Here is a 15968-nt window from a genome sequence, read left to right as displayed (position 1 = left end):
GGGCGTAGAAGAACTGACCCCACGGGCTGTCCGCCTTGCAGCGCCCCGGAGCGGCAGCCATTGGGGGTGCAACTGGTGCGCTGGGCGCGCCCCGGGCCTCCTGCTCGGCGTACGGGTTGTCTCGCAAGCACCCATAGCCAGTCGGCTGCGCCTGCGCCGCGCACGTGCGGCACTCGGCCGAGTAGATGCCTGTGGGCGCCCCTTCGGCCGTCTCGGCCCCGAGGGTCCATTCAGCGGCACTGATGATCGCGCGCATCACAGTTCCCCCTACTGCGCCGGTTTACTTCGGTCACGAGGGCATGCAGCCTGCTGCGACTGCCGGGCGCGGTACAGCGCGGACACGCGCAGGGCGGGTACCCACTGGAGAAGTCCGGCGCGTCCGACGGTTTCACGGTGTGCTTTTCGCGCACCTGCGTACGGGCGCCTGTCTCTGGGTTCACCCTGTAGACCTCGATCGTCATCACTGGACGCGCCCCCAGGGGTCCATCTGGGCGCCTGCGCGGCTGTTCCTGGTCGGCTCCGCCCTGTGCGTCGACGTTGGGCCGGACAACAGGCCCTTTGTGCTCCCAGGCTCCCCTTGCCGCCCAGCCGCGCGGCGCCCGCGGGCGACGACCAGCCGTGTCCCCAAGACGTCCGGCGTAGGGCTCCTGCGGGGCACCGGGGTCGCTGCGGGGGGTGTATGGGCGGCAGTGTGCTTGCCGGGCGTACGGCGCCCGAACAGGACGGCTCTCACCCGTTCGAGTGCCTGTGATAGGTAGGACACAGTCAGCGCTCCTCTGAAGCGTTGGCCACGCCCCGGGACCGTTCGCGCGGTCGCCGGGGTCTCTTGTGCGCTCAATCGTCCTGACCTCTGGTGGCCGTATCGCCTGACATCGACGGACAGTTGGGCCGGTTGGGCGGTAGCGTTGAAAACGCCCAAACGTCCAGAGGAGGGGACTTGAACCGAGTCCTACGGTCAGCTATGGACGATGCCGGGCTGTCCCCCCGACAGCTTGCGGTCCGTGTGGGAGTTGCGAGCAAGACCATTGAACGTTGGGTCGCGGATGAGAACCTGATTCCGCATGCTCGAAACAGGGCAGACGCCGCCGAAGCGCTGAAGGTAGATGAGGAAATGCTCTGGCCCCAGGTAGTAAAGGATCGCCTAAAGACGGGCGGAGACCTGGAAATCGTGCGGACTTACCCCTACCGCTCCGCATGCCCGTCAACGGTCTGGGGCGAGCTTGTGGCCAGCACGAAAGAAGACCTGTTCTTCGCCGGATACACGAACTACTTCCTATTCATCGACCAGCCGAACTTTGTAGCCGCCCTGCGCAAAAAACTGGAAAACGGATGCCGAGTCCGATTTCTTCTGGGCGACCCTGAAAGTGAAATCACGCGCCAGCGTGAAGCTATTGAAGATGTTGCCCTGTCTGTCTCCACGCGCATCCGTATCACGCTAGAGAATCTACGCAAGTTGGGCAGCGCGGAAAAGCTCGAAACGCGTTTTAGCGTCTCGGAAGATGCAGCGAATCACGTGAGCCTTTCTGTGTTCCGGTTCGATTCTCAGGCTCTCGTGACACCTCACCTTGCCAGGCTTGTGGGCCACGATTCCCCGCTGTTGCATCTACGTCGACGCGATCAGGACGGGCTATTCGAGCGGTTTACCGAGCACGCCGAAGAATTATGGTCGCGCGCAACACCCGTTAGTTTTTGATGGCGCCCCACAACGCAGAGATGGCCCCGGTATCCGCCCCGTAGACGCGAGGGACGCCGGGGTCCTTTCTTTCTCAGAACTTCGGCGTGGCCCGCATGTGCCGGGCTCGGCCCCCCTGTATGCGGGCCGGATCCCACAGGTGGTGATGAAGTGCTGCTGAGAGACGTGATTCGTAGCCTCGATGTTCCGGCCCCGGGAGGCCGGATTGGAGCCCGAGTGACGACGTAAGCCAGTGGCCACGGCGTGTAGCTTCAGCGAATATCGATCTGGCTTTGATTCTTCTCAAGGCGGACCGGCTCGACGAAGCATGTGATTCGGCACAGAAAGCCATTCTGTCCGGGAGGGTAGTACCCTCAAACCATTGGCGTGCGTTGGAAGTCGTCAAGGCTGTCAAGTCGATTGAGAAGAAAAAGGGATGAAGGCGATGGACACCGGTCTTCCCGAATCTGCGATCCTCCCCTTGATCCAGGAGCCGCGCGCGGCTTCAGCTCGGATTTGACGGCCATAGTCGACTGTGCCAGGGCGGTGCCATTGGGGAGATCGGTCGGCTGTCTCTGCCGGAGATCGCCCGAGACTCAGACCAGGGCCGCACCCCGGCCAGAGCCCGCCGAGCCGGAACCGCAGCCCGGTCAGGGCCCTTGTCCGGGCCGGGCCATGACCGGGACGGATGACCGGCCGGTCCGGAACCCTGCCCCGACCGGCTCCCCCGGTCAGACCAGGACCGCACCCCGGCCAGGCCCCGCACCCGAGCCGGAAGCGCAGCCCGGCCAGGGCCCTTGTCCGCGCCGGACCATGACCGGGACAGACCACCAACCAGTCCGGATCCCCGCCCCGACCGGCTCCCCCAGCCAAGCCACAACACGCCCCGACCGGCTCCCCCAGCCAAGCCGCGCCATGCCCCGGCCGGCTCCCCCGGTCAGGTCAGGACCGCACCCCGGCCGGCAGCCGCCGAGCCGGAAGCGCGGCCGGGTCAGGGGGCCGGGGTGCCCTGTGTGGGTCGTGCGGCCAGGGCCGTGAGTGCGGCGTCGGTCAGGCGGTAGGCACGCCACTCGTCCTGCGCGTGTGCGCCGAGGGACCGGTAGAAGCCGATCGCGGGCTCGTTCCAGTCGAGGACCGACCACTCAAGACGCGCGTACCCGCGCCGCACGCAGATGCGGGCCAGTTCGGCGAGCAGGGCGCGCCCGTGGCCGCCGCCGCGCGCGGCGGGCCGGACGTACAGGTCCTCCAGATGGATGCCGTGGACGCCGCGCCAGGTGGAGAAGGTGAGGAACCACAGCGCGCAGCCGACCGCCTCCCCGGTCGAGTCGTCCACCGCCAGGTGCGCGAAGACCGCCGGGTGCGGCCCGAAGAGCGCGGTGTGCAACTGCTCGGGGGTGGCCCTGGCCGCGTCCGAGGCCTTCTCGTAGGCGGCCAGTTCCCGGATCAGGGCGTGGATGACGGGGATGTCGGCGGGGGTCGCGGCGCGGATCACGGGCGCCGCCCCGCCGCCCGGCCCCGTGGGCAAAAGGGCTCGGGCCGCGCGTACCAGAAGGAGGTGCCGCCGTGGACGACAGTGCTCGCCGTGCTGCTCATGGGCGGACGCTAACCCCTGAGGGCGGTCAGTGTCTCCTTTGGATCCCATGCTTTCCCCCGGCCCCTGACCAGCGGATAGCAGGCCAGGCCGACCAGTACGGACAGGAAGTGCCCGAAATCGGTGAAGGTGGCGCCGGTGACGAGCGGCACCAGGACGATCGCGAGCACGGCCGCCAGATACAGATACCGCCAGGGTGCCGCGATCCGATAGGTGAGCACGCCGACCACACCGGCCAGCGCATAGCTCACGCCGATGTCGAGGGTGTCGACGGCCCGCGGCGGTGCGGCACCCTCCCGGATGGCGTTCAGCAGTGTCAGCTCGCTGATCAGGGTGGCCAGCACATGGGCGGCGACGCACACCGCGAGCCAGCGCAGGGTGCCCAGCCAGCGTTCGGCCTGGGCGTGGAAGACCGTGTACAGGGCGGCGTACGGCAGCCAGTGGCCGCCGTCGATCCACATCGCGCTGCTGATCAGCACCCGTACCGGGTCCCGGGACAGCTCGTGGATGTTGGTCGAGCGCTGCCGCAGGAACTCCCGCTCGAAGGCCGGCGACATGTAGTGCAGGGCAACGGTGGTGACGAACAGGATCAGCAGCCAGACGTAGGTCCCCGGGGCGCTGCGCACATAGCCCGCCACCGCCCTGAGCCGGCGCCGAATTCGGATGACCCGGTTCACACCCGTCAGTATGGTCGGCTAGGTGATCGAAGTGCCTGGCGAGCTGGCCGCCTCACAGGAGAAGTTCAACGGGGAGGCGGGGCGCGCGTTCGTCGCGGACCTGCCACGGCGGGCCGCGGAGTTCCTGCGGCGGTGGGAGCTGCGGATCGACGGTCCGGCCATGTACGGGGTGTGCGCGCTGGTCCTGCCGGTGGTCCGCGCCGACGGCGGGCCGGCCGCGCTGAAGCTCCAGCCGCTCGACGAGGAGAGCGCGGGTGAACCCCTCGCCCTGCAGGCCTGGGACGGCGACGGGTCGGTACGGCTGCTGGAGCACGACGAGCCGACCTGCACGCTGCTGCTGGAGCGGCTGGACGAGGGCCGCATGCTGGGCGACGTGCCGGACGCCCGGGCGGCCGTGCGGGTCATCGGCGCGCTGCTGGCCCGGCTGACCGCGCGGCCGGCCCCGCCGGGGATGCGGCGGCTCGGGGACATCGCACGGCTGATGCTGGAACAGGTGCCGTGGGCCCTTGACCGCATCCCGGACCCGGCGGACCGGCGGCTGGTGGCGGACTGCGCGGCGGCCGTTCGGGAGGTGCTGGCCGAGCCCGGCGACCGGCTGCTGCACTGGGATCTGCACTTCGAGAACGTGCTCGCGGCACGGCGGGCCGACTGGCTGGCCATCGACCCCAAGCCGCTGGCAGGCGACCCCGGATTCGAGCTGCTCCCCGCGATCGACAACCGTTACGACCCGGCCGAGACCCACTGGCGCTTCGATGCGCTGACCGACGCCCTGGGCCTGGACCGGGAGCGGGCGCGGGCCTGGACGCTGGGGCGGGTGCTGCAGAACTGTCTGTGGGAGACAGAAGACGGACGGCCGCTGGAGACCGCCCAGTTGGAGATCGGGCGTGCACTGCGCGGATGACACGCCACCGGTTGGCCCATCCACCCCGATCATCGGCTAATCAGCCATAGCGTACCGAATATGACGAAATGCCATATCGCGTATCTGGCCTGCGCCGGCGCGCTCGCCGGCGCGGCGCTCGGTGCCACCACTCCGGCCGCCGCCTCCCCCACGACCCATGTGGTCCGCCCGGGCCAGTCCATCCAGAAGGCGGTCGACGCCGCCCGGCCCGGTGACACCGTCTTGCTGACCCCCGGCAGCTACCGCGAGAGCGTCACGGTGAGCACGCCCGGACTGACCCTACGCGGCATGGGCCAGGGCACGGTGCTCCAGCCGTCCGGGCAGAAGGCCACGACCGAATGCGCCGAGCGCGGCAACGGCATCTGTGTGATGGGCACCAAGACCCGCAACGTGGAGGGCGTCACGGTCGCCGACCTGACCGTGACCGGCTTCCCCCGGGCCGGCGTGTTCGGCATGGGAACCGACGGGATGACGGTGAGCAAGGTGTACGCCGTCCGCAACGGCGTCTGGGGCATCGCCCAGCAGCGGTCCGTGCACGGCACCTTCCGGCAGAACTACGCCAAGGACAACGGCGACGCCGGCCTCTTCCTCGCCAACACCGTCACGGCCGAGGAGGGCGCCCAGGACACCGGGGGCGCGCTGGTCGAGAGCAACCGGCTGGAGGGCAACCGCATCGGCGTCACGGTCCGGCGGCTGCGCAATCTCACCGTGGCGGACAACTACGTCACCGGCAACTGCGTCGGCATGTTCGTCGTCGGCGACGAGAACAAGCCGCGGGCGGGCGCCCTGACCGTGCGGGACAACCGGATCACACAGAACAACAGGGCCTGCCCGAAGACCGACCGGCTGCCCGAGCTGCAGGGCTCCGGGATCGTGCTGACCGGCGCCGAGGACACCCTGGTCACCCGGAACCTGATCACCGGCCACGCCGGCAGGTCACCGCTGTCCGGCGGCGTCGTCCTGTTCAAGAGCTTCGTGGGCGTCACCAGCGAGCGGAACCGGATCAGCGACAACCTGCTGGGGGACAACGCCCCCGCGGACCTCGTCAACACGGACCCCGGCCGGGGCAACACGTTCAGCGGCAACTCCTGCCGGGCCTCCAAGCCCTCGGGCATGTGCTGACCGGCGGCCACCGCTTCCCGTAGCCCCCACAAGCCCGACCCCAGGAAGGAAGGCGGCGCATGACGACCGCAACCTCCGCCAATCCGTCGATCCCGCACGACAAGGCGGGACCGGCGTCCCCGCCGCCGTCCATGCGGCTGAGAGAACTGGTGTTCGGCGCGGCCTGTGCCGCCGCCGTCCGGGCCGCCGCCCGGCTGGGCGTCGCCGACGCCCTCGGGGACTCCCCCATGACCGTGGCGAACCTCGCGGCCGCGGTGAAGACCGAACCGAAGCCGCTGCGCCGGCTGCTGCGGGCCCTGTCCTGCTACGGCGTCTTCGAGGAGCGGCCGGACGGCACCTTCGCGCACACCGGCATGTCCCGGCTGCTGCGCGAGGACGACCCGAACAGCCTGCGCGACATCTCCCTGTGGTGCACCGAACCGTGGACCTGGGACGCCTGGCCCAGGCTGGACGAGGCCGTGCGCACCGGCCGTAACGTGATCGAGGACCTGTACGGCAAGGAGTTCTTCACCTACCTCAACGAGGACGCCCCCGAGTCGGCGGACGTCTTCAACCGTGCGATGACCACGTCCAGCGAGCAGTCGGCGCGGGACGTGGCCGCTCTGCTCGACCTGTCCGGCAGCGCCTCGGTGGCGGACATCGGCGGCGGCCAGGGCCATGTGGTGGCGAGCCTGCTCGACAAGTACCCCTCGATGCACGGCAGCCTGCTCGATCTGCCGCGCGTGGTGGACAACGCCGTGCCGCGGCTGCGCAAGGGCGGCGACCTCGCGGACCGGGTGCGCATCGTGCCCGGCGACGCCCGGGTGGCGGTCCCCGTGAAGGCCGACGTCTATGTCATCAAGAACATCCTGGAGTGGGACGACGCGAGCACGGCCCGGCTGCTGGGCAACGTCATCGGTGCGGGCGGCCCGGGCACCCGGGTCGTGGTCATCGAGAACCTCGTCGACGACACCCCCTCGATGCGCTTCAGCACCGCCATGGACCTGCTGCTGCTGCTCAACGTCGGCGGGGCCAAGCACACCACCGACTCCATGGTGACCAGGCTGACCTCGGCCGGCCTGGTCGTCGACGCCATCAGTCCGGTCAACCCGTACCTGGACGCGTTCGACTGCCACGTCCCGGGCTGACCCGGACGGGGGTGTGCCGGTGCGGGCCCGCTTCCGCCGGTGCGGGTGAGGACGGCGGTATGTCCGTGCGGTCCCGGCTGCCGGCGATGCGGGCGCGGCCATCGGCGGACGGCGGTGTGTCCCACCCCCACTGAGGCCGCACCGCCCGACCGGGCCACGGCCGGGCGGTGCGGGGTGTCAGGCCGATGTGCCTCCCGTGCAGGCGGCACCCGGCTGCGGGGTCTGCTCGACAAGCCCTGCCGCGGCCGGGCAGCAAGGACGCGGCGCACCGGCACACACGGACACCGGTCGCCGGGCCCGCGGCAGGGCGGGCCCGGCGACCGGTGTCCGTGGGGGCGGCCTGCTCAGTCGCGCTCCCACAGATAGAAGCGCTGCGCCATGGCGTCCTTCGGGGAGCGCCAGGTCTCGGGGTCGTACGCGCTGACGTACGCCGACAGCCGCTCGCTGATGTCCCGGAACTCCGGGTGCCCGGTGACCTTGGCGATGGCCGGTCCGGGCTCGCGCTCGGACTCGACGAGATGCAGATACACATCGCCGAACTGGAAGAGGCTGCGCCGGACGACCCCGACGAGGTGCGGCAGCTCCCCCCGGTCGGACTCCTCGAACACCTTGGCGATGTCGGGGGCGGAGCCCGGGGCCATGCGGGCGACGATCAGGGCCTGGTGCATCGGATGCGTCCTTCCGTGCTCAGTCGGCCAGCGCGGCCGCGGACCGCTGCCCGGCCGCGGCCTTCTCGATCCTGTCCCGGATCAGGGCCATCTGGATCTTGGAGTTCCGGTTGATGTTGTCGGTCATCCAGTCGTCGTCGACCGGGGCGTCCGGCTTCATCGCGAAGTCCTGGGTCCACACCATCCGGGTGCCGGCCGGGACCTGCTCGTAGCGCCAGTGGATGTCCATGTGCGCGAACGGCCCGGTCTCGACCCGGCGGGCCTTGACGGTGAGCGTCTCGCGGTCCGGCTCGCGCTCGGAGATCCAGCTCCACACGACGCCCTTGTCGTCCGGGTGCATGGTCAGCCGGAACGTCGTCTTCGCGCCCTCCCGGGAGAGGATCTCGACCGACGCGTACTCGCTGAACAACTGGGGCCAGTTCTCCAGGTCGTTGGTCATGTCCCAGACCAGGTCCAGGGGGGCGGCGATGGTGATCTCGTTCTGCGTGTGTCCTGCCATGTCAGGCTCCTGCCATAAGGGTGCTGTTGACGAGGTCGAGGAACTGCCGGGGCGTCTTGCAGCGCTCCGCGTCGGGCGGCATCGGGGTGCCGTGCCGGTTCTCCAGCTCGCCCACGATGCCGAGCAGGCCCAGCGAGTCGACGCCGAGCGCGTCGAAGCCGGTGTCGGACCGCTGCTCCAGCTCCTGCGGGGCGACGGTGACCCCGGCGGCCTGCTTCATGAGCCCGGACAGCTCTTCCACGGTGATGTGGGCACTCATGCGTTGTTCTCCTTCTCTCCGGGAGATGCTGTGAGACGGCCTCCGTAGGAGGCGTCAGGTTCTTCAGACCCCTTCGCCGGCGCCGCGCCGCAGCACCAGCGCCGAGTTCGACCCCATGAGCCCCCGGCTGAGGACCAGCGCCGTACGCAGTTCGACGGCGCGGGCCCGGCCGGTCACGAGGTCCAGGTCGTGGCAGACGTCGAACACGTTGGGGGTGGGTGGGATCAGACCGTGCTCCATCGCGAGCACCGCCGCCGCGGTGTCCAGCACGGGCGCCGCACAATAGCCCCGGCCGATGCCCGTCTTGGGCGCGGTGACGGGCACCCGCGCGGCGTGCCCGCCCAGCGCGTCGGCGATCGCCAGCGCCTCCGCGCGGTCCGCCTCCGGCACGCCGAGCGCGTCGGCGAAGACCACGTCGATCTCCTCCGGCGCACAGCCGGCCTCGTCCAGGGCGCCCCGGATCGCCTGGGCGAGACCCGCGCGGGACTCCGCCCAGCGGGAGGCGCCGGTGAACGTCGCCGCGTGCCCGGCGAGCAGGGCGCGCTGCGGCGCACCGCGCTCCCTGGCCGACCGCTCCGCCTCCACCACGACCATGGCGCCGCCCTCGGCGGGCACGAACCCGGCCGCCGCCGCCGTGAACGGGAGGTAGGCGCGGGCCGGATCCTCGGCGGTGCTCAGCTCCTCGTAACCGAGCTGGCACACCATCGAGTACGGGGCGAGCGGCGCCTCGGTCGAGCCGGCCACGACCGCGTCGGTGCCGCGCTGCACCGCCCGCGCCGCATGGGCGAGGGCGTCGAGGCCGCCCGCCTCGTCGGCCGCGACGACCGAGCACGGCCCCTTGAAGCCGCGGCGGATGGAGATCTGACCGGTGGAGGCGGCGTAAAACCAGGCGATGGACTGGTACGGGCCGACGAACCGGCTGCCCTTGCCCCACAGTCGCTGCAGCTCCCGCTGGCCGAACTCACCGCCGCCGGAACCGGCCGCGGTGACCACACCGATCGAGAACGGCTCGTCGGCGGTGTCGGCGGCGCCGAGCCGGGCGTCGTCCAGCGCGAGGTCGGCCGCGGCCATCGCGTAGTGCGTGAACCGGTCGGTCTGGACGAGGTAGCGCTCCTCGACCGCCGCCGCCGGGTCGAAGGCGCGGACCTCGCCGGCCACCTTCAGCGGCAGGTGCTCACAGCCCTCCCGGGTGATCCGGTCGAGGACGCTGAGCCCCTCGTGGGTGGCCTTCCAGAAGGCGTCGGTGGTGGTTCCGTTGGGTGCGACGACACCGATTCCGGTGATGGCCGCGCGGCGTTCGCGGGGTGCGCTCATCGTGTCCTCTCCCTACTCCCGGGGCCGGGTCAGGATCACCGCGGACTGGAAGCCGCCGAACCCGCTGCCCACGGAGAGCACGCTGCTGAGCGAGCGCTCGCGGGCGACACGGGGGACGTAGTCCAGGTCACACTCGGGGTCCGGGGTCTCGTAGTTGGCGGTCGGCGGTACGACCTGATGGGCCAGGGCGAGCACGCAGGCCACGACCTCGATCGCGCCGATCGCGCCGAGGGAGTGCCCCACCATGGACTTGATGGAGCTCATGGGCGTCTGGTACGCGTGCTGTCCCAGGGCCCGCTTCACGGCGGCCGTCTCGTGCCGGTCGTTCTGCCGGGTGCCCGAGCCGTGGGCGTTGACGTAGTCGATGGCCGTGGGGTCGAGCCGGGCGTGGTCGAGGGCGTCCTCGATGGCCCGTGCCATCTCCAGGCCCTCGCTGGTCAGGCCGGTCATGTGGTAGGCGTTGCCGTAGGTGGCGTAGCCGCTCAGTTCGCAGTAGACGTGGGCGCCTCGGGCCCGCGCGTGTTCCAGTTCCTCCAGGACGAGCACCGCGCCGCCCTCGCCCATGACAAACCCGTCACGGTTGTTGTCGAAGGGCCGGGAGGCGTGTGCGGGATCGTCGTTGTTGGGGGACGTGGCCTTGATCGCGTCGAAGCACGCCATGGTGATCGGTGAGATCGGCGAGTCCGAGGCACCGGCTATGCAGACGTCGGCCCGGCCCTCCTCCACGGTGTGGAAGGCGTATCCGACCGCGTCGAGTCCTGAGGTGCAGCCCGTCGAGACGGTCTGCACCGGACCCCGCGCGCCGAACCGTTCCGCCACCGCCGAGGCGAGCGTGCTCGGCGAGAACGCCCGGTGCAGCTGCGGCTCCGCCTCCCGGTGGTCCACGTCCCAGCGCTGTCCCCGGTGGCTGACCAGGACGTAGTCGTGTTCGAGACGGGTGGTGCCGCCGACCGCGGTGCCCAGGGAGACCCCGACCCGCCAGGGGTTCTCCCCGGCCAGGTCGAGACCCGAGTCCCGCACCGCCTCGTCACCGGCGACCAGCGCGAACTGTATGTAGCGGTCCGCCCGTTCGACCTGCTCGGCGTCCAGCCCGTGCGCCGCCGGGTCGAAGTCGCACTCGGCGGCGATCCGGGACCTGAGGCCCGCCGGATCGAAGAACGTGATGCCACGCGTCGCCGTACGGCCGGATGCGAGCAGGTCCCAGAAGGCCGGTGCGCCGATGCCACCCGGGGCGACAATGCCTATGCCGGTGACCGCCACGCGCCGGGTCATGAAGGCACCTTCCCCGCGTCGGCCGCGTGGCCGGCGCCCGCCGCGACCGCCTCGGTGGTGACGGCGGCGGCTCCGATCACCTCGGTCTCCTCAGTCTCCTCCGTGTCGACGTGGCCCAGCTGCGGGCGTGGCGCGAGCGGGCCGAGGTGGAAGACGATCCGGGCCTCCACCTTGCCGACGTTGCGGAAGCGGTGCCGCATATAGGCGGGGATCATCAGCCCCTGCTCGGGCCGCAGCGTGTGCGCCTCGCCGTCCAGGTCCGCCTCCAGCTGACCGCAGACGACGTAGACGAACTCCTCGGAGTAGGGGTGGTAGTGCTCACCGATGCGGTCGCCGGGCTGCACGATGGCCACGCCCATGAAACCGCTGGTGGCACCCACCGTGGCCGGGGTGAGCATGGCGCGCAGATCGCCGCCGCGCCGGACGTTGGGCTCGACCTCGCTGAGGTCCACGATTCTGGGACGGGGTTTGATCACAACGTTCCTCCGTTGGTGTGCTGCGGCGGGATGAGGGACGTGGCCACGGAACGGGCCACGCCGGATCGGGCCGCCGGGTCAGGCGTTCGAACGGCGGTCGGTGACCAGGCTCATGCGAGCGGCCTCGCCGTCGAGGAGCGACTTCAGCTCGGCCGCGTGCGCCGACGGAGGCACCACGGGCTGGAGGCCGCTCTCCTCGCGCAGGTCGAGCAGCCGCACCACGACGTCGTCGCGCTGGAAGATCGTGCTGCGCAGCACCGGGCTGGTCGGGTCCTCGGCGACCATCTCGTCGTACTGGGCGAGCAATTCGGCCAGCCGCATGCCGCGGCCGGGCACCGCCGGGTAGTACAGGGCGCACCGCTCGCCCCAGGCCATCCCGTCCGTCGTCACGTGGTGCACGGCCGGCAGTGCCGCCCGGGTGAAGAAGATCCGCGCCGACTCCTGGTCGTTGAGGTCCCGGTCCTGCTCCAGGTACGGGTTGATGGCCTCCTCGACCGCGCGCACCTCGGGCTGCCGGGCGACGTGCCGCAGTGCCGCGAGCAGGTCGCCGCGTACCTCGATGGCCCGCACCACCCGGTTGCCGTGCATGAACAGGGAGGTCCGGCACAGCCGTGTGCTGTCGTCGACCCGCGGCTCGGGCGAGCGGTAGTCCGCGAGGATCTTCTCGACCTTCTCCTCGCTGCCCGGCCGGACCGTGAAGGTCAGCGCGTGCCGGATCAGCCCATCACCGATCCGCGGCGAGTTCTGCAGCCGGCGCTGCGGCGACCGCTCTACACCCACCCCGGTCTCCCGCACGACGTGGAAGCGCAGCGACCGGGTGTCCCGGACGCAGCCGTGCAGCGGCTTCACCATCTCCACATGTTCCTCGCTGTTCACCCAGTCGAGGAACGGCGGGGCGCTCTCCCACTCGCTTGAGATGAGCCATTGGGAGGGATTCTCGATGGACTGGCAGAGTTGGTCGCTGACGTGGCCGGGCACGGACGCAACCTGGTTGCACAGTTTCTCGTACGCCTTCAGGAACTGCTGCTGGGCTCCGTCGTAGACGTCGACCAGCAGGACGACCCGCAGCCGGGAGCCGTCGAACACGGACTGGGAGACTTTCGACATCTGTCGTGTCAGCTCTTCTGACACACGTTCAGCCATGGTGGTCATCTGCGTACATCTCCTTCGGGTGCAGATGCGGACGCCGGCCGATGATGACGCGACGTCAGCGTTCCTTGATCCTGTGCCGGTCCCCAGGAGCGCGCGACTCGTATGAACCACGCGGGTGATGGGCCCCGCGAAGACGCTCTGAGCCGCCCGCCCAAGGCTGTGAACCACGCGGGTGATTGGGAACGCCGAGACGCACCGAGCCGCCCCCAGAGGGCATGGAAAATCACAGGCGCCCATCGGCGCACCTCTGCCCATGGAGACTTCGATGCATCAAAAAGCCAACCACCGGATTCCCGTCCTCATCGTGGGCGGCTCTTTGGTGGGCCTGTCCTTGTCCCTGTTCCTGGGCCGTCTCGGTGTGCAGCACATGCTGGTCGAGCGGCACTCCGGCACCTCGACCCATCCACGCGGACGGGGCAACAACGTACGGACGATGGAACTGTTCCGGGTGGCCGGCATCGAGCCGGACATCAAGGCGGCGGCCTCGCTGCTCGCCGACAACCACGGCATCCTGCAGACCCCCACACTGGTCGGCGACGCCGGAGAATGGCTGTTCAAGCACATCGACCCGGGCGGCGGACTCGCCCGGTTCAGCCCCACCGGCTGGTGCCTGTGCAGCCAGAACGACCTCGAACCGGTACTCCTTCAGAGCGCCCGCGCACTCGGCGGCGACCTGCGCTACTCCCACCGGATGGAGTCCTTCGAGCAGGACGCCGAAGGGGTGACGGCCACCGTCCTCGACCGCACCACCGACGAGCAGTACACGGTCCGCGCGGACTACCTGATCGCGGCGGACGGCCCGCGCAGCCCGGTGCGCCACAGCCTCGGCATCGGACAGTCGGGACCAGGTGACCTGTTCGCCAGCGTCAGCGTCACCTTCCGGTCCAAAGTGCTCGCCGACGTGGTCGGCGACCGGCACTTCATCTGCTGCTACCTCAACAACCCGGAGGCGGACGGGGCGTTGCTCCCGATCGACAACCAGGAACGCTGGGTCTTCCACGCACCGTGGCATCCGGAGCACGGCGAGACGCTGGAGGAGTTCACCGAGGAACGCCTCCAGCGGCACATCCGGCGGGCCGTCGGCGTCCCCGACCTCGATGTGGAAATCACCGGAAAGGCGTCGTGGCGCGCGGCCGAACGGGTCGCCGACCGGTACGCGTCCGGCCGGGTGTTCCTCGCCGGTGACTCCGCCCACGAGATGTCCCCCACCGGGGCGTTCGGCTGCAACACCGGTGTCCAGGACGCCCACAACCTGGCCTGGAAGCTGGCCGCGGTGCTGGACGGCTGGGCCGGTCCCGGCCTGCTGGAGACCTACGGCACCGAGCGCCGCCCGGTGGCCCTGGCGACCAGCGCCCGCGCCTCCGCCCGCTCGGTCGAGCACAGCCACCCCGGCTTCGTCCCGGCCCCCGGCGTCGGCGGCGGCCGGCGCGGCGGCATCCTCAACGTCGTCCTCGGCTACCACTACCCGCAGGGCGCCGTCGTCGGCGCCGACCCCGAACAGCCGGTCGTCCCCGAGGAGTTGCGCCTGGCCGGACAGCCCGGCAGCCGCGCCCCGCACCTGTGGCTGCGCCGCGACGGCGAGCGGGTCTCCACCATCGACCTGTACGAGCGCTCCATGGTCCTGCTCGCCGACGCCCCGGACGACGCGGGCTGGTACACCGCGGCCCGCCGGATCGCCGAGCAGGACGGCGTACGGCTCGACGCCTACCGGATCGGACCGGGCGCCGACGCGGACCTGACATACGACACGGAGAGCGCCGCCGGACCGGCCGACTGGACGCGGCTGCACGGCACGACGGCCGACGGTGCCGTCCTGGTGCGGCCGGACGGGTTCGTGGCCTGGCGGTCCTCCGGCGCGGTGGCGGACCCGGAGGCAGAGCTGCGCGGCGTCCTCAAGGAAGTCCTGCGCACGAGCTGAGACGGCGACACCGGCAGTACCGGTGACACGAGGGCCACCCGCGCCGCAAGGGCACGGGTGGCCTTCATCATCCGGAGCCGTGGCCGCGCAGGCTCATCGGGGAACCACCCGGAACGGCACGGCCGGGTCCCAGGTCCTGCCGTGGACGGCGCCGCCGGTCGGGCCGAGGCTGCCGGGAATCACCCGCCCGGCAACGGGTACTGCTCCGCGACGGCACCGGGATCAGCGCCTGGCCGGAGCGACCGGCTCAGGCCCGTACGAGCGCGGGTATCAGGCGCAGCGCGTTGTCCCGGTTGATGCCGCGGAGCTGGTGGTCGGCGATGGCCGGGTCGCTGTCCAGGGCCGGTGCCGCGATGTCGGAGACGATGTGGGCGGGGGTGGGCGGCCAGTCGGTGCCGTAGAGGATCCGGGCGGGGTCGACCGTGGCCATGAGGGTGGGGGTCGACGACGGGGACATGGGGCCCGCCGTGTCGAAGTAGAAGCGGTGCAGGTAGTCGCGTATCCGGGACGGTTCGATCTCGGGGGTGAGGTGGTCGCTGAGGAGTTCCAGGCGGGTGGCCATATAGGGGAGGAAGCCGCCGCCGTGCGGGAGGACGAAGGTGATGTCGGGGTAGCGGTCGAGGACGCCGTTGAGGATGAGGTTGATCGCCGCGCGAGTCGTGTCCATGAGGAAGTCGCACATGAACGGCGGCAGGCCCGGCACGCCCGCCCCGTCGGCGTTGCCACCGGGTACATCCATCGGATGCGTGCTGATGACCGCGGAGCGGTCGTTCAGTTCGGCGAGGAGGCGGTCGTGGGAGGGGTCGCCGAGATAGACACCGCCCGCGCTGGTGCGTGTGCTCACCCCGACGGCGCCGAGGTCGTCGAGGCCGTACTTCAGCGACCAACTCGACAGGTCGAGGTCGTCGAGGAAGACCGGCGTGAAGAAGGTGAAGCGGGTGGGGTGGCTCGCGGCGACTTCCGCCGCCGCCTGCAGCGCGACCCGTGCGCTCTCCTCTCGCTTGCCGCGCTCCTGGATGCGGCCGAGCATGGCCACGGTCATGACGGTGGTGCGGATCCCCGTGCGGTCCATGAGGGCGAGCGCGGAGTCCAGGTCCCAGCGGGTCCACCAGGGCAGTCTGTCGCGCCGGACCAGGCCCTGCGCCTCGGCCCAGTCGAGCCAGGCAGGCGCGGTGAAGTGGTGGTGGACGTCCACACGGGAGGTTCGGGCGTCGTCGTCGGCCGGGGCAGACCCTGAGAGGTGACTGAGGTCAGTGGATATCATGGTGGGCTCTTTCTTCGTTCAGAAGCGGTGTTCAGAAGCGGCGTTCGGGTGGAGGC

General features: G+C 70.4%; 15 protein-coding genes. 5 read left to right on the top strand and 10 right to left on the bottom strand.

Going from position 1 to position 15968, the window contains the following annotated elements; all coding sequences use genetic code 11:
• Nucleotides 1–961: 961 nt before the first annotated feature.
• The gene (locus tag ACFYTE_RS22590) at nt 962–1693 is read left to right on the top strand and encodes a DUF5919 domain-containing protein (protein WP_388713145.1); all 732 of its coding nucleotides are present in this window, start codon (nt 962–964) and stop codon (nt 1691–1693) included.
• A 970-nt stretch (nt 1694–2663) separates the two neighbouring features.
• Here the strand turns inward: ACFYTE_RS22590 and ACFYTE_RS22585 are convergent.
• Together ACFYTE_RS22585 and ACFYTE_RS22580 are read right to left on the bottom strand one after the other, a co-directional pair.
• Nucleotides 2664–3164: a GNAT family N-acetyltransferase gene (locus ACFYTE_RS22585; protein WP_388713142.1), complete on the bottom strand. Its 501-nt coding sequence runs from the start codon at nt 3162–3164 to the stop codon at nt 2664–2666.
• Between the two features lie 110 nt (nt 3165–3274).
• Nucleotides 3275–3940, bottom strand: a complete 666-nt coding sequence (locus ACFYTE_RS22580; protein ID WP_388713139.1) for a rhomboid-like protein — start codon at nt 3938–3940, stop codon at nt 3275–3277.
• A gap of 22 nt (nt 3941–3962) precedes the next feature.
• Here ACFYTE_RS22580 and ACFYTE_RS22575 point away from each other — a divergent pair, with 22 nt between their 5' ends.
• The 3 genes from ACFYTE_RS22575 to ACFYTE_RS22565 all read left to right on the top strand — a co-directional run bounded on the left by ACFYTE_RS22575 (nt 3963) and on the right by ACFYTE_RS22565 (nt 7090).
• Complete coding sequence (locus ACFYTE_RS22575; protein WP_388713136.1) at nt 3963–4841, top strand: aminoglycoside phosphotransferase family protein; 879 nt, start codon at nt 3963–3965, stop codon at nt 4839–4841.
• Between the two features lie 60 nt (nt 4842–4901).
• Nucleotides 4902–5963, top strand: a complete 1062-nt coding sequence (locus tag ACFYTE_RS22570; protein WP_388713133.1) for a nitrous oxide reductase family maturation protein NosD — start codon at nt 4902–4904, stop codon at nt 5961–5963.
• A 131-nt stretch (nt 5964–6094) separates the two neighbouring features.
• Complete coding sequence (locus ACFYTE_RS22565; protein ID WP_388713434.1) at nt 6095–7090, top strand: methyltransferase; 996 nt, start codon at nt 6095–6097, stop codon at nt 7088–7090.
• Nucleotides 7091–7434: 344 nt separating this feature from the next.
• Here the strand turns inward: ACFYTE_RS22565 and ACFYTE_RS22560 are convergent, their stop codons facing one another.
• The 7 genes from ACFYTE_RS22560 to ACFYTE_RS22530 all read right to left on the bottom strand — a co-directional run bounded on the left by ACFYTE_RS22560 (nt 7435) and on the right by ACFYTE_RS22530 (nt 12730).
• The gene (locus ACFYTE_RS22560) at nt 7435–7758 is read right to left on the bottom strand and encodes a TcmI family type II polyketide cyclase (RefSeq protein ID WP_388713130.1); all 324 of its coding nucleotides are present in this window, start codon (nt 7756–7758) and stop codon (nt 7435–7437) included.
• Between the two features lie 19 nt (nt 7759–7777).
• Nucleotides 7778–8257, bottom strand: coding sequence for an SRPBCC family protein (locus ACFYTE_RS22555; RefSeq protein WP_388713127.1), 480 nt, complete (start codon nt 8255–8257; stop codon nt 7778–7780).
• 1 nt (nt 8258) lies between these two features.
• The gene (locus ACFYTE_RS22550; protein WP_388713124.1) at nt 8259–8516 is read right to left on the bottom strand and encodes an acyl carrier protein; all 258 of its coding nucleotides are present in this window, start codon (nt 8514–8516) and stop codon (nt 8259–8261) included.
• A gap of 63 nt (nt 8517–8579) precedes the next feature.
• Entirely contained in the window at nt 8580–9830 is a 1251-nt protein-coding gene (locus ACFYTE_RS22545; RefSeq protein ID WP_388713121.1) for a beta-ketoacyl synthase N-terminal-like domain-containing protein, read from the bottom strand.
• Between the two features lie 12 nt (nt 9831–9842).
• The gene (locus ACFYTE_RS22540) at nt 9843–11102 is read right to left on the bottom strand and encodes a beta-ketoacyl-[acyl-carrier-protein] synthase family protein (RefSeq protein WP_351734842.1); all 1260 of its coding nucleotides are present in this window, start codon (nt 11100–11102) and stop codon (nt 9843–9845) included.
• Nucleotides 11099–11578 (bottom strand): cupin domain-containing protein, encoded by a 480-nt coding sequence (locus tag ACFYTE_RS22535; RefSeq protein WP_388713116.1) that lies wholly within the window; start codon nt 11576–11578, stop codon nt 11099–11101. The genes ACFYTE_RS22540 and ACFYTE_RS22535 overlap by 4 nt, the downstream gene beginning before the upstream one ends.
• A 78-nt stretch (nt 11579–11656) precedes the next feature.
• On the bottom strand, nt 11657–12730 hold the full coding sequence (locus tag ACFYTE_RS22530; protein WP_388713113.1) for a SchA/CurD-like domain-containing protein: 1074 nt from the start codon (nt 12728–12730) through the stop codon (nt 11657–11659).
• Between the two features lie 265 nt (nt 12731–12995).
• On the opposite strand from ACFYTE_RS22530, the gene ACFYTE_RS22525 reads away from it, so the two are divergent.
• Nucleotides 12996–14648 (top strand): FAD-dependent oxidoreductase, encoded by a 1653-nt coding sequence (locus ACFYTE_RS22525; protein WP_388713110.1) that lies wholly within the window; start codon nt 12996–12998, stop codon nt 14646–14648.
• A 247-nt stretch (nt 14649–14895) separates the two neighbouring features.
• On the opposite strand, the gene ACFYTE_RS22520 is transcribed toward ACFYTE_RS22525, so the two are convergent.
• The gene (locus ACFYTE_RS22520) at nt 14896–15843 is read right to left on the bottom strand and encodes an amidohydrolase family protein (RefSeq protein ID WP_388713431.1); all 948 of its coding nucleotides are present in this window, start codon (nt 15841–15843) and stop codon (nt 14896–14898) included.
• Nucleotides 15844–15968 lie beyond the last annotated feature (125 nt).

It is taken from the genome of Streptomyces sp. NPDC004629, assembly GCF_042873595.1.
Lineage (GTDB): Bacteria > Actinomycetota > Actinomycetes > Streptomycetales > Streptomycetaceae > Streptomyces.
This window is presented reverse-complemented; position numbering and strand designations above follow the sequence as displayed.